This is a genomic window from Chryseobacterium sp. CG10_8, from assembly GCF_058117085.1.
The window spans coordinates 1-14,995 of record NZ_JBYVEB010000081.1; the positions used below are offsets into that span (position 1 = coordinate 1).

The window sequence follows — 14,995 nt, forward strand, 5'->3', positions numbered from 1 at the left end:
TTACTTATTATAAAATCGAAAAAAATTAACAACAATAGATCAAATATTCAATGCGTTTCCGAGAAAAAACATTCAGAAGAAGATCTCTAGAATTCCTAGTTGTATAAAAGAATAATCAAATTAGAATTGGTAAAAAAGGTTCAACTCGAAGTTCAAACTTAATCTCGAATGCGAGCCTGATCTCCAATTGCCCATTTCTGTACTAAAGTCATCTGGCGGTGGTAATGACGCTTCTTGATTGATTACATTAGTATATTTGTTATTGACATAACAATATCCAAATCCCGCTTTGGGAATGAAACCAAATCGAGAATGTCCAAAATTTACTTTAATGCCATAATTCAGATTAAATCCAATTTTATCTTTTGCAAAATCAGCCGATTCAAAATCGTAATATTTGTCATCGATATAATAATGCGAATGGTCATAATCTCCCTTTGTACTAATATAAAAAGGTTGTACAGATACGAACTGCTTTACCTTTTTATCAGGAAAAATATTGTAAAAAAGTTCCGGTCTAATGGAGAAAGAAGAATAATTATTTAACTCCAATTGATAAGGAGACATGGACTGAGAACCATAACCAAGTTGCAATCCAACCATCCAAGGATCATTTAATTGAGCCACAAAACCCATTTCATAACGAAAATTGAAAAGAATTGACGCTGGATTAACTGTAATTAGATTCTTCCGTTCCTGATTCTGCGCTCTGAGACTAATCGAACCCCAAATGACAACAAACAATGCAAATTTTCTTAACATAAAAAATGTGTTTTATTATGCAAATATACATTTATTGTCAAATAATTACAAACATTAAATCCCTATCTCCACCTGAAATCTCACATACCAATTATCCTTTTTTCTACCATCAAAATACTCGAAATCATTTTTGCTAAATTCCATTTGAGCTTTGAAGTTATGCTCCCAAATATACTTGGTAACCCCTAAAGACATTTGATTCATTTTTGGCTGATAGGTAGCGATTTCGGTACTAGGCTTCATATAGGAATTACGAGCAATTACTGACCAGTTTTTAGGAAAAGTATAACTTAATGAAACATCATATCCTTGTCCTTCAGCAACGTATTTGAAATCGGTAATATCATCTGGATTGTAAGAAAAAGCAGACGAATTAGGAGTATTACGATTCATATAAGATGCCATAAAAGACCATCCGTTATACTTCAACATAGCATCAGCTAAAACTGCGCTCAAATCCTTTTGGTCAAACATAAGACTACCAGTTTCTCCCGCCAATCTTCTCGCTTTTTTATTATAATGATATGTTCCGCCAAGGTAAACTTTTGGCGTTGCTTCTCTCATCAAATCTCCTTCAAAATACTCTCCACCTTTTTTGAAAGCCCCAAAAGGAAATAACTCCAATCTCCCCGTATAAGCCAAACCATTATCTTTGGTCTGCGTCCAGTTACGACCTTCACCAGTGGTTATCGCTGTTTTGATGTTAAAACCAAAATCGGACTCACTGTGGCTCTTCAGATAATACGCTTGAAGTCCAAAATCACGGTCTATATTAAAGATCCCATTGTTAATTGTACGGTCGGTTAATTCTAAAGCTCCTGAAGAATTCACTCTTTGACGGTTTCCAGGAAGTTTGGTCTGTCCAAATCCAAAACTAAAATTTTTGTTCGGGACATAAAAAACAATCGCATCTCTAATAATATTAAGGTCGCCTTCATCTTCTAAGGGACCTACATCTTTGGGCGCAAACGACAATTGAATCGCATATTTGAATTTTGGATTCCCGACGTAACCATCAAATCTTAATCTTAGTCTTCTAATCATCGCCTCGTAAGAGGTTTCATCTTCTTCCCGTAACATTTCGATTCTGTTTTGCATTCGAAACCTTATATTCAATTGATACAAACTATCTGGGGAGGTAATTCCTACTCCTTTACCAAAATTATAGTAAGGTAAAGCTTCAAGTTTAAATTGCTGATTATAATCTGTCTCCCCTTTTTCCTGAGCAAATAAAAAACACGTAAAACCAAGTAGGATTACTGAAAGTAACTTTTTCATAAAACTGATGGAATTTTAGATAATATTAAGCTCTTTACCTACCTTTTCGAAAGCTGCAATCGCTTTATCCAAATGCTCTCTTGTATGAGCAGCAGAAAGCTGGACTCTAATTCTTGCTTTTCCTTTTGGAACAACTGGGTAAAAGAAACCAATCACATAGATTCCCTCATCCATCAATTTTTCAGCCATTTTTTGAGCCAAAGGTGCGTCATATAGCATCACTGGAACAATCGCTGCATCTCCATCAGGAATATCAAAACCTTTTGCCTTCATTTCTGTACGGAAATAATTAGCATTCTCCATTACTCGGTCTCTTAAAGAAGTGTCATTAGCAATTAGATCCAAAACCTTCATCGCAGCACCCACAATCCCTGGTGCTAAAGAATTAGAGAACAAATATGGTCTTGACCTTTGGCGCAGCATGTCTATAATTTCTTTTTTTCCTGACGTAAACCCTCCTAAAGCTCCACCCAAAGCCTTTCCAAGCGTAGAAGTAATAATATCTACTCTTCCCATGACTTCATTAGCTTCATGAGTTCCACGTCCTGTTTTTCCAATAAACCCAGTTGCGTGAGAATCATCCACCATCACCAATGCATCATATTTCTCCGCCAAGTCACAAACTCCTTTCAAATCTGCAACAATTCCATCCATGGAGAAAACACCATCGGTCACAATAATTTTGAAACGGTGTCCTTCTTCAGAAGCTTTAATCAATTGAGCTTCTAAATCCTCCATATTATTATTCTTATATCGATATCTCGCAGCTTTACACAATCTAACTCCGTCGATAATAGAAGCATGATTCAACTCATCAGAAATGATCGCATCCGCTTCAGCAAAAAGAGGTTCGAAAACACCTCCATTGGCATCAAAACAAGCAGCGTATAAAATCGTATCCTCCAATCCAAGGAAATTAGAAATCTTAGCTTCTAGTTCTTTGTGAATATCCTGAGTTCCGCAAATGAATCTTACTGATGACATGCCATATCCATGAGAAGCAATCGCATCTTGAGAAGCCTTCATCACTTCTGGGTGATTAGAAAGACCCAAATAATTATTAGCGCAAAAATTCAGCAGTTTTTTTCCATTAGCTTCGATTTCGGCACTTTGTTGAGAAGTAATGATACGTTCTCTCTTGTAAAGTCCGTCGTTATCGATGTTTCGAAGTTCTTGTTGAAGATGATTTAGAAAGTTCTGAGAAATCATGAATTTTGAATTTTAGGTTTGTCAAATTTAATCAATTTATTAAGATTTGGATATTCGAATTAACATTTGAAAAAAAATTCAAAGGTCAACGTTATCTCATAAAAAAAGTCCAAATAATTTGGACTTCGTTTATCATTTTTTCAAAAATTTAAGATGTTGTTGCTCGACAGAAATAACATACATTCCTGGAACAAACTCCGAAATATTAATCGGTTGCCCTACTTCACATACTCCAGCTTTTACTAATTTCCCATCTGCAAAATGAATTTGATAATTGGCTTTATCCTTCAACCCTTTTACAAAAATTTGGTCGCTAGCTGGATTAGGATAGATTTCAAATTCCGTTGGTGTCACTTCCTTCACATTCAAATTTGTGTTTTGAGAAACCGTTGAATTTCTTTCTAGAATTTGGTACTCATAATTAAACTGTACGCTAGACACCGTAAAGTTATTAACCGAAACCGTAAAAGTTTGATTATTGGAAGTATTCTCCAAACGAAGCAGCTGTGTCTCGCCATTAGTTCCTACTAATTTAACTGGCAAAGGCATTTCGAAAAAGCTAACAGAAGCATGACTTTGAGCCTGATTCACTCTAAAAGTAATCGATGTAGGACTCGTTTGATTCCATTCAATCGTGTAAGTTGGATATCCTTCTCCATAAATCCAATCCGCAAAATAACCTGTAAAATCCTGACCAGTTGACAATAACAAAGAATTATTGAAATCAGAAGTCGAAACGTAGTTATACGCCAAATTAGGACGTGCATGATATTCTTTAATCGCTTGATAAAAGGCTGCATCTCCTAAAATCCATTTCAACATTCTCAATACATAACCTCCCTTAGTATAAGAAAGTCGTCCACTGAAAATTGCTCCAATGCTGCTCAAATTAGCCTCTGCCACATAAGTACTTCCACCAACCGCACTCGTGATATAATTTTTCTGATTGGCTAAGTAAGATAAAAAATCTGTATTGGTCATCAATAAATACTCATTGGCAAGATGTTCACCAAATGTAGCGAAACCTTCATTGAGCCAAATATCATTCCATGTTTTACAAGTAACTTTATCTCCAAACCACTGGTGCGCCAACTCATGAGCAATCACATATTGCCCCCATCCACTCATGGAAGACATTGTCTGATGCTCCATACAAGTTCCATTAAAATTGAACTCCATATGTCCATATTTTTCATTTCGAAACGGATATGGACCCAAATAATTTTCGAACAAAACCATACATTGCTTTGTCCATTCAATATTACTCATAACACCGGCATTCGTAGTACTCGAACTGTAAACATAGTTAACAAAGGGGAAAGGTGGCGAACCGATGACATCATTATAAATATCAAAATCTGTAATCGCTAAAGCAACCAAATATGCAGTGATGGGATATTGCGTTCTCCAAAATGTTAATTTTTGACCACTTGGTAAGGTGGTTACTGACATCAAAGTTCCGTTAGCAGCAACATCGTATGCCGAAGGTGTTGTAATTTTAAAATCAAATTTTTCGATTTTATCATTCAAACTTTGCTTCGTTGGAAACCAATCTTGAGCTCCATAAGGTTCTGAAAGCGTTGACAAAATCGGGACCGAGTTTTGGGTTGAAGTCCTAAAAGATCCGCTGGACATATCAGGCGCACCAGAATAGCTTATCGTAAGCGAGTCCAAAACATTAGCTGAAAGTGAGGATGTAAAATCGATTTTAATTTCCTTGGTCGATAATTGCTGAAAGTTCAGATTAGTCCCATGATAACTTACTTGTGAAACGGTTAGTTGATTAGTAAGGTCAAAGTAAATGCTAGACATACTCTGATTGGGAATAAAATGCGATGTCACACTTCCAGAAATCTGAAAAACAGCTGGATTAAGTGTCACATCCATTCTTTGGTATCTCAAATCATAATTTAAAGTATTAGGATTAACATTATATGTTGTCATCCTTTGATAATTTCTCATTTCATTCTGGATCAGTCGCTCTCTTTCTTGATATGCATCACCGATAAATTGCCCAAAACAAACTGTGGAAAATAGAAATTGAATTACAAAAAAATAAAATTTATTCACTCTTAAAAATTTTGATTAAAGATAATAAAAAAACCTTTCCAAATGGAAAGGTCTTCTCTATACCGTAATTGTTGTTTATAAATTAAAAGCCGGCTCTAATATAGCTTCAATCTTGCTTTTTACCTGATTAACCGATCCTCCATAGTTATTAATCAAAATAGAAAACACCAAAGTCTTTCCATTATTAGTCTTGATATAACCCGCGAGAGTTTTGACTTTATTTAGAGTTCCGGTTTTTGCAAAAACCTTACCGTAACCAGTACCAGAAAACATAAACTTAAGCGTTCCTGACTGTCCTCCAATCGGTAAAGAATCAAAATAAGTATTATAATATGGCGTCTTCATTAACGACGTTAAGAACTTAACCTGTGCAATCGGCGTCACTTTATTTTCTCGAGAAAGTCCACTTCCATCTTGATAGGCAAGCCCATTTAAATCAAATCCTACATTTCCTAAATGTTCCATTACCACAGTTCGTCCAGTTTCTTTTGACTGATCTCCCCTTTTCTGGAATCCTACCATCTTCAAAAGTGCCTCAGCAAGGCTATTATCACTCCTTTGATTGGTATCATGTACAATATCCGCCAACATTGGCGAGGTATAAGAAGTAATCACTTTTCTTGGTTCAGGATTAAGATCTGCCATTCTTGTCACCACTTTTCCTGTTACAGATACACCTCTTTTAATCATATTGGTACGAAAAGAGTTCGCTAAATAAGCAGGTGCATCAGGAAGTTTTGTCGTAAAATCTGTTCCAACAAACTCATTAGCAAAAACCATCTTGTTAACGTAAGGTGAGATATAATAGAATCTTCCTACTTCTGATTTAGAGGAATTAGATTTGGTAATTAATTTTTCTTGTCTCGCATCAATATCCTTGGTAGTCCCAACAGGAAGATAGTAATCGCTTTGTTCTAACCAAACAATATTCTCTGGAAGTTGTGCTCCTTTATTGTTTTTAAAGAAAGCATTTTGAATAATGATATCTCCATTAACTTTTTTAACACCTTTTTCCTCCTTTAAAGCATAGATAAAATCATTGACGATTTGACCATATGTTGAAGCACCAGCCTTTCCTGTCCCCAAAGAAGGATCTCCACTACCAACAATATAGATATTTCCGTTAAGAACTCCATTTTCATCAATTTCACCAGAATATTCTAACTGAGTTACCCAACGAAACTTCTCTCCAAGAAGATTCATTGCTGTTTCTGTTGTTAAAATTTTGGTTGTTGAAGCAGGAATTAATGCAGATTCTTCGTTATAAGAGCTTACAATTTTTTTGGTTTTTGGGTCGTACAATACAAATCCCCAATTTGCATTTTTAAGAACCGGGTCGCTTTTTAAAGTATTAAGATTAATATCAACCAACTCCATTGGAGTAAGAAGACTCTTCTCCGCTACAACTGGTGCTGTAGCTGTGTTAGTCAACTGGTTGTCATACATCTGAGGATATTGTTTTGCAGAGGTGGTCGTCTGTGCACTAACCAACCCCGAAACCAATAAAGCGGCTCCTAAAAAATATTTCTTTAGTGTTAACATCATATTTGTGAGGTTACTTTCAATTACTTTTACAAAATTAACTTGTGTTTTTATTGAAATTTTAAAAATACTCAGGTTTCAAAAATAATAATATTTATTAAAAATCAGCACTTTACAAAGATTAAATAAAGTGAAGTTCTGTTAAATTATGTTAAAAGTCGACAAAAACGTCTAATTTAACGCTCTGATAGGCTGTGACTTCACGAAACTCTTCAATACTTTTAACGACAAAATCTTTATAAATATTGTAATTCCTTCCGCGCGGAAGTTTCAGTAAAATCTGAAATTGATATAAAGTCTTCAGTTTGAAAATCGAAGATCTCTCTGGCCCAAAGACACATTCTCCAGGTAAATATTTTCTTAAAATAGAAGCTAAAAATTGGGAAGACCGATCGACTTTGGTTTCTTTTCGATGCTTTAACTCAATAAAAATCAGCTTGGTGTATGGTGGATAATGAAACTTCTTTCTTTCGTCTAAGAAGTAGGAATAAATTTTTTCTTCGTCCTTTTCTTTGATTAACTGAAAAAGTGAATGTTGCGGATTGTATGTTTGGATCAACATTTTTCCATTCCCCGAACTTCTGCCAGCTCTACCAGAAAGTTGAGTAATTAACTGATAGGCTCTTTCTTCTGCCCGAAAATCAGGAATATACATCAAATGATCTGCTCGAGGAATCGCCACCAATTCGATATGGTCAAAATCCAAACCTTTGGAAATCAATTGTGTCCCAACAATGATATTGGTTTCTTTTTGCTCAATTTTTTCGTACAACTTTTCGTATGCAAATTTCTGGCGCATGGCATCAACATCCATCCTATCTACTTCCATCATTGGAAAATATTGGTGAAGTTCCTCATGGATTTGCTCAACACCAACCCCTTTTTCATTAAGATTTTCTGAGTGACATTTGGGACAAAACTTTGGCTTGGAAGATTTCTGACCACAATAGTGGCATTTGAGCTCATTTGTTGATTTGTGGTACGTCATTACGACATCACAATTGGAGCAATAGATAGCATTTCCACAACTTTCGCACTCGACGACATTGGCGTAACCACGACGATTATGCAGTACCATAACCTGATGATTTTGCTCTACATTTTCCTGAATTCTTTTCAATAATTCTAAAGAAAAATTTCCTTTCACTTGCTTGGTATCACGCTCCTTTTTGAAGTCTATCAACTCATAATCAGGAATCCCAACCCCACCGAAACGCTCCTTCAAAGGAACATAAGCCAATTTTCCACTTTGAGCAGCAAAATAACTCTCCAATGATGGTGTCGCAGAACCCAATATCACATGTGCTTGATGAAACTGTCCAAGGATTAATGCTGCATCTTTTGCACTGAAATAGGGCGAAACATCCTTTGGCTTGTATGCGTAATCGTGCTCTTCATCAACCACAATTAATCCGAGATGATCAAAAGGGAGAAAAAGCGCATTGCGTGTACCAATAATAATCTTTAAACTTCCGTTTTTTATTTTTTTCCAGACTTCTACCCTTTCAAAATCAGTTAATTTCTGGTGATAAAAACCTAAAATTTTACCGTACTTTTTTTCGAGACGCTGGGTGAGTTGCTTGGTTAAAGATATTTCTGGAACCATCACCAAAACTTGCTGATCCACCTCCACTGTTTCGTGAATTTTCTCCAGATAAAGATGGGTCTTTCCAGAAGAAGTTACTCCATGAAGCAATACATTTTTAACTTCTTTGAAGGCAGTGTTAATTAAATTATTTGCAGTAATTTGGCTTTCTGACAACTGATCCAATTCTTCAATTTCACCTTCATAAAGGTTAAGACGATCTTGTTCTAACTTGTATTCTTCAACCAAATCGCGTTCAATCAAAGATTTCAACTGAAGATTATTATAAAGTCCGCCCTCCAAAAGTTCGGATTTTCGAATTGGCTTTTCTGGATTTTCCTTTTCCTCAGTGAAAATTGTGAGAAAGAGTTCCTTTTGCTTTTTGGCTCGATTAAGGTCACGAAGAATTTCAGTCAAATTACTTTCAACATAACTCAAGTTTTTTAATCTCACATAGGCAATCTCTTTAACCTTATAAGTTTCCCTAATTTTTTCGTCAATCTCAATATACTGAAAGTCAATCAAGGAATTGATCGTTTTGATGATATCTTTTTTAGGAATAAATGCTTCGATATCCGATAAATTCAAGACTTGTTGAACTTCCAAAGCTTCGATTAAGTGCATCTCATGCGCATCAAGATTCCCAAAATCAATCTTAATATTGGGTTTGAGTTTGAGATACGTTTCGCTTTCTAACTTCAACGAAGAAGGAATTGCAAAACGGTAAATTTCGCCCAAATTACAGAGATAATAATCTGCCAACCAATGCCAAAACTTGAGTTCCTGAAGTGGTAAAATCGGTGTTTCGTCAAGGATAGAAACAATTTCCTTTGGAACAAAAGTCTCAGGTGAAATCTCATGAATCGACGAAACAATTCCAGTGTACATTTTGCGTCCTCGGAAAGAGACCAAAACCCGCATCCCTACTTGCAAATTTCCATACAAATCCTCTGGAACTTTGTAGGTAAAAGTTCCTTTAAGATTGAGTGGCAAAATGATTTCGGCGAAGTACAATTTGGACATTTTTGTTCAGGAGGACAAAGGTAGAAAAAGAATGTTGAAACAAAAACCAAAAACATCTTCCTTCAAAACTCAAAATCATCCCTCGATTATAACCGAAAGAATACTATTATTGTTAAATCCTAATAATTTGTCATGATATATTTGTTTGTCATTCTGAGCACAGACTGAAGGTCTGCGAACGAAGTTCTGAAGTGGAGTCGAAGAATCTATATAGATGCTTCCTTCGTCAGCATGACATTTTAAATAGATTTGACTATAGTACGTGAGATTCCAAGTAAAAAACTATAAAAGTCAGGTTTTTGATGTTGAAAATTTCAATGCAACAACCGCAAAGCATCTGTTAATCCTTCACAGTTTGAGTTCTCAAAGATTTCGAATACTTTGACAAAAAATTAGATTAAAAACCAACCTAAGGTTCAATAGTATTTTCTAATGAACGATGAACAAGTTCCACAGCTTGCAAAGCATCTGGAAGATAGGTTTCTGGGAAAACTTGTCGAGCTTCATCCAAGAAGACAGTCAAGTCACCATAACGATTAGAAAAATGACCCAATATCAACTTCCCAACATTGGCTTTTTTTGCAATTTCAGCAGCTTCTAATGCCGTTGTATGGCCAGTATAATCGGCCATCTCCTTCAAATCATGAAGAAAGGTAGACTCATGATACAATACATCAACATCCTCAACAATCGGGATGACACTTTCCAAATAGCGCGTATCACTACAAAAAGCGTAAGAAACAGATGGATGGGCATCTGTTGTAAGTTCAGAATTGAGGATTATTTCACCGGATTCGGTTTCGAAATCTTTACCGTTTTTCAGGTTTTGGTAATCGCAAACTTCAATTTCGGGATATTTTGAAATCTTGAACATATCAAGATGTCTCTCTTTTGGTTTTTCTTTGAAAAGATATCCATTACAGTAAATCCTGTGATCAAGAGGAATTGTATAGACTTCTACTTTCTGATCTTCGAATATTTTTTCGGATTTATTAGACGAAAGTTCGTGATAAATTACATCGAATCCTTGATGCGTTTCTGTTATTCGGAAAATCGTCTCCATCATTTCCTTGATTCCCTTCGGACCATATACATGTAACGCCTTCTCTCTTCCCAACAGTCGAAAAGATGCAATTAATCCTGGTAATCCAAAACAATGGTCACCATGTAAGTGAGAAATAAAGATATGATCAATCTTTGAAAATCGAGTTTTGGCTTTTCTTAACTGCACCTGCGTTCCTTCCCCACAATCAATAAGAAAATATCGATCTTGCATCTCCAATAATTGAGCTGTCGGAGCCGAATTCACAGTTGGAATCGCAGAATTAAATCCTAAAATGGTAAGAAATACACCCAAAGTTGATTATTTAAGGTCGCAAAATTACGAATTTAGTTTGGAATCAAGAATTGTTCCATGTCGAGAACAACAATTGTTTTTCGGTTTCTTTTCAACTTTAGATTATTGAAAAGAAGCAAGAAACTTTTCTAACGCTTTTTTGCGATGGCTGATTCTGTTTTTTTCTTCGGGAGCCATCTCGGCAAAGGTAATTTTATGATGTTCAGGAACGAAGATTGGGTCATATCCAAAACCTTGATGACCTTTGTTTTCCGTTAAGATATTTCCATAAACTCGACCTTCGAAATATTGCGCTCCTTCTTCATCATAATAACACAAAACCGTGATGAAATATGCTCTTCGCTCTTCGACACCGTGCATTTCGTCAAGAACTTTCGCCATGTTTTTTTGAAAATCGTGATTCCCTGCGTAACGCGCCGAATAGATCCCTGGTCTCCCGTCTAAAGCTTCAACCACCAATCCAGAATCATCACCCACACTTGGAATTCCTGTTTTCTCAAAGCAAAATTTAGCTTTAATTAGCGCATTCTCTTCAAAGGTTTTTCCGTCTTCGATGATTTCGTCATGCAAATCATAATCTGCTAAACTTTTGACATCAAATTCTGCCCCGAGAATCTGTTGAATTTCTTCTTTTTTATGGATATTATGGGTTGCAATAAGAATTTCTTGCATGGATTAAATTATTTTAAATTTTCAACCTTATATTTCTGAGTAAACAAGTAGTAAAATAAAGAGAACAGAACAATACCTATTCCCAATAAAACGTATTCTGAAACATGAAAAACTTCCGAAAAACTTTCCACTCCGCCATATTTAATCAATAATGTTGAAGTCAAATTATTAAAGGCATGTAAAAGAATTGGAAGCAACAGTGACTTGGTTTTTTCGTAAACTGTTCCCAAGACAAAACCTAATAAAACTGCACCCACAAATTGCCAAGGATTCCCATGGACCATTCCAAAAACAATCGCAGAAATCCATATCGCTTTGGTGGGGTCCATTCCTCCATTAATCATCCCTTTTTGAATGATCCCTCGAAAAACAATTTCCTCAAAAAGCGGTGCCATGATGACTGCCAAAACAACTAATACAGAAATATCATTCGACATCTGGTTCATCATTTCAGAAAAAAACTCGTAAAACCTTCCAAAAATTGGTCCTTCAATCGGAATCTGACTAGTCACAAATTCAGCTATCAGCATCATCCCAAACATCATTGGGAAAATTAAAAGGTAATTGTAAAAGTCAGTCACAGAAAAATTGAATTCAAGCGGTTTTTTTGTTTGAGGTCTACAGCACAAAAAATCATAAGCAGCGATTGCCCCAATCCACATTATCGCATTAGAAATAATGAGGAAAAGCGGATCATATTGAAAAGCCATTCCTTTCGAAATTAAAGAAAAAGCACTAATTGCCGATGTAATCATCAGAGGGATAAAACCTCCAAAAAATAAAATTACGGCTCCCAAAGCATCAAATTTATAAAGCGGTAATGAGGATTTTTTTTTCATCATTTTGAATTATTGAAAGCAAATATAGAAGATTTCAGACACGTCATCAAAATTCGAAAAGTTTAGCGGTCATTTTATGTAAAGAAGAATCAACCACTTTAATAACAGAAAGGCAAACCCATCGTTTTCCAAAATCAAAAATTTCAATTATTTCTTCTCCTTCAAAAGAATCAATAAGAGAAGTTTTGGCTGCCGTTTTTTGGTTTCATTAAAAATCACGATTTTTGCACCCATAAAATTTGATATGTCTGATTTAATCAAAGAAATAAAAAAGAGAAAAACCTTCGGGATTATCTCGCATCCAGATGCTGGAAAAACAACATTGACAGAAAAACTTCTACTTTTTGGTGGGGCAATCCAAGAAGCAGGAGCTGTTAAGTCTAATAAAATCAAAAAAGGAGCTACTTCCGACTTTATGGAAATCGAAAGACAGAGAGGGATTTCTGTTGCGACTTCGGTTTTAGCATTCGAATACAAAGGACACAAAATTAACATCCTTGACACTCCTGGTCACAAGGATTTTGCAGAAGACACCTTCCGAACACTAACTGCAGTTGATTCTGTTATCGTGGTGATTGACGTTGCAAAAGGGGTGGAAGAGCAAACAGAAAAATTGGTGGAAGTCTGCCGAATGAGAAATATCCCAATGCTCGTTTTCATCAACAAATTGGATAGAGAAGGAAAAGATGCATTTGACCTTCTTGATGAAGTCGAACAAAAATTAGGTCTAACTGTAACTCCGCTATCTCTTCCTATTGGAATGGGAGCTCAGTTTCAAGGAATTTATAATATTTGGGAAAAGAACATTCAGCTATTTGTTGAAGAAAAAAAACAAAAACTGAGCGAAACGGTAACTTTCGATGATATCAATGACGAATCTGTGGATGAAGTTATTGGTAAAAAAGCAGCTGAAACGCTTCGAGAAGAGTTGGAGCTCATAGAATCTGTTTATCCACCGTTTGACCAAAACGCATACATGGAAGGTCATCTACAACCTGTGTTTTTTGGTTCAGCATTGAATAATTTTGGGGTTAGAGAACTTTTGGACGCCTTTATTGAGATTGCTCCAATGCCTCAACCTAAAGAAAGTGACACTCGATTGGTAAGACCAGAAGAAAAAGATTTCACAGGTTTTGTTTTCAAAATCCATGCGAATATGGACCCGAAACACCGCGACCGATTGGCTTTCGTAAAAATCGTTTCTGGAACTTTCAAAAGAAACGAAAACTACCTTCTTGTAAGAGAAAACAAAAAATTAAAATTCTCCTCTCCTAACGCTTTTTTCGCGGATAAAAAAGAAGTTGTGGACGAGAGCTTCCCAGGAGATATCGTTGGATTACACGACACTGGAAATTTCAGAATTGGCGACACTTTGACATCTGGCGAAAAGATGAGCTTTAAAGGAATTCCGAGTTTCTCACCAGAACACTTCAGATATATCAATAATCAGGATCCACTGAAAGCAAAACAATTAGCGAAAGGGGTCGATCAATTAATGGACGAAGGTGTTGCACAGCTTTTCACCCTTGAAATGAACGGGCGAAAAATCATTGGTACCGTTGGAGCTCTTCAATACGAAGTTATCCAATATCGTCTTGAACACGAATATGGAGCAAAATGCTCTTATGAACCGATCCACATTCACAAAGCTTGTTGGATTGAAGCCGATGAAAAGTCAGCAGAATATCAAGAATTTGCAAAACTGAAACAGCGTTTTATCGCTCGTGATAAGTATAACCAATTGGTTTTCTTAGCCGACTCTTCATTCTCCATTGATATGGCAAGAGAGAAATTTCCTAATGTGAAATTACACTTTGTTAGTGAGTTTTAAAACCTGATATAGATCATTGCCTTAATATTGCATTCTAAAAAATTTGGAACGAAATTTGTACCCAAATAGAAAAAGCATATTATGAAACATATCTTTACAATGTTGAAAAAATATCATCATAAAAAAATAGAAAACCTGAAAAAAATTCTATTTGTAAAAAAAGGTATCATCTAAAAAAATCCCTTTCTGTTCAACGAAAGGGATTTTTTATTTAGTATTGCTTTTACTATTTCGCGGTAACTTTCACTTTCATTTCAACATCATCTTGTACTAACGCGTCCAAAAAATAAGAATAAGTAACATCAAACAATTGTCGATTAAACGTAAATTTATCCGACACGATGGCTACAACACCTTTACTTGATGAAATTTTAGCTGGAAAACTAATAGGGTTGGTTTTTCCTTTTATTGTCAAATTTCCTTTAATAATATAGTTATAAATATTACTATTACTTGGTTTAACAGATGTAATAACAAAAGTTGCTGTTGGATATTTTTTAGCAGCAAAAAAATCATCTGATTTCAAGTGGTCGTTGAGTTCTTTCTCTGTATCGCCAGTAACATCATCCGCGTCAATAGTTTTAATGTCCATCACAAAACTCCCTCCTACTACATTACCATCTTTAACATCAATCTTACCCGATTTTAATTTAATGGTTCCATAATGTGACAGAGATTTGCTCTTCGAAATTTTGTAACCCCACCAATTAATTTCCGAGGCCACAACCTTTTTGGACTGACCAAAACTGAAGAAACTAAAAAATAATATTATTAATGTTAAATTTTTCATACTAAATTGTTTTAGCAAAGATACTTTCAAATTTTTA

At 35.4% G+C, this 14,995-nt stretch carries 11 protein-coding genes; 1 reads left to right on the top strand and 10 read right to left on the bottom strand.

Annotated features, from left to right (window positions below):
• Positions 1–120 precede the first annotated feature (120 nt).
• The 9 genes from AC4AGG_RS12205 to AC4AGG_RS12245 form a co-directional block, all read right to left on the bottom strand.
• Positions 121–762, bottom strand: coding sequence for a hypothetical protein (locus tag AC4AGG_RS12205; RefSeq protein WP_489772287.1), 642 nt, complete (start codon positions 760–762; stop codon positions 121–123).
• Positions 763–816: 54 nt separating this feature from the next.
• Positions 817–2,040, bottom strand: coding sequence for a porin (locus AC4AGG_RS12210; RefSeq protein WP_489772288.1), 1,224 nt, complete (start codon positions 2,038–2,040; stop codon positions 817–819).
• A gap of 15 nt (positions 2,041–2,055) precedes the next feature.
• Positions 2,056–3,249, bottom strand: a complete 1,194-nt coding sequence (gene kbl / locus AC4AGG_RS12215) for a glycine C-acetyltransferase (RefSeq protein WP_489772289.1) — start codon at positions 3,247–3,249, stop codon at positions 2,056–2,058.
• A gap of 132 nt (positions 3,250–3,381) precedes the next feature.
• Entirely contained in the window at positions 3,382–5,319 is a 1,938-nt protein-coding gene (locus AC4AGG_RS12220) for a M1 family metallopeptidase (protein WP_489772290.1), read from the bottom strand.
• Between the two features lie 75 nt (positions 5,320–5,394).
• The gene (gene dacB / locus AC4AGG_RS12225) at positions 5,395–6,864 is read right to left on the bottom strand and encodes a D-alanyl-D-alanine carboxypeptidase/D-alanyl-D-alanine endopeptidase (RefSeq protein WP_489772291.1); all 1,470 of its coding nucleotides are present in this window, start codon (positions 6,862–6,864) and stop codon (positions 5,395–5,397) included.
• Positions 6,865–7,012: 148 nt separating this feature from the next.
• Positions 7,013–9,469: a replication restart helicase PriA gene (gene priA / locus AC4AGG_RS12230; RefSeq protein ID WP_489772292.1), complete on the bottom strand. Its 2,457-nt coding sequence runs from the start codon at positions 9,467–9,469 to the stop codon at positions 7,013–7,015.
• 409 nt (positions 9,470–9,878) lie between these two features.
• Complete coding sequence (locus tag AC4AGG_RS12235) at positions 9,879–10,826, bottom strand: ribonuclease Z (RefSeq protein WP_489772293.1); 948 nt, start codon at positions 10,824–10,826, stop codon at positions 9,879–9,881.
• Positions 10,827–10,928: 102 nt separating this feature from the next.
• Positions 10,929–11,498: an RdgB/HAM1 family non-canonical purine NTP pyrophosphatase gene (gene rdgB / locus AC4AGG_RS12240; protein ID WP_489772294.1), complete on the bottom strand. Its 570-nt coding sequence runs from the start codon at positions 11,496–11,498 to the stop codon at positions 10,929–10,931.
• Between the two features lie 8 nt (positions 11,499–11,506).
• Entirely contained in the window at positions 11,507–12,337 is an 831-nt protein-coding gene (locus tag AC4AGG_RS12245; RefSeq protein ID WP_489772295.1) for a CPBP family intramembrane glutamic endopeptidase, read from the bottom strand.
• 244 nt (positions 12,338–12,581) lie between these two features.
• Between AC4AGG_RS12245 and AC4AGG_RS12250 the strand changes: the two genes are divergently transcribed.
• Entirely contained in the window at positions 12,582–14,168 is a 1,587-nt protein-coding gene (locus tag AC4AGG_RS12250) for a peptide chain release factor 3 (protein WP_489772296.1), read from the top strand.
• A 226-nt stretch (positions 14,169–14,394) separates the two neighbouring features.
• Here the strand turns inward: AC4AGG_RS12250 and AC4AGG_RS12255 are convergent.
• Positions 14,395–14,995 (bottom strand): YceI family protein (locus AC4AGG_RS12255; RefSeq protein WP_489772297.1); only part of this gene is annotated, 601 nt, incomplete at its 5' end.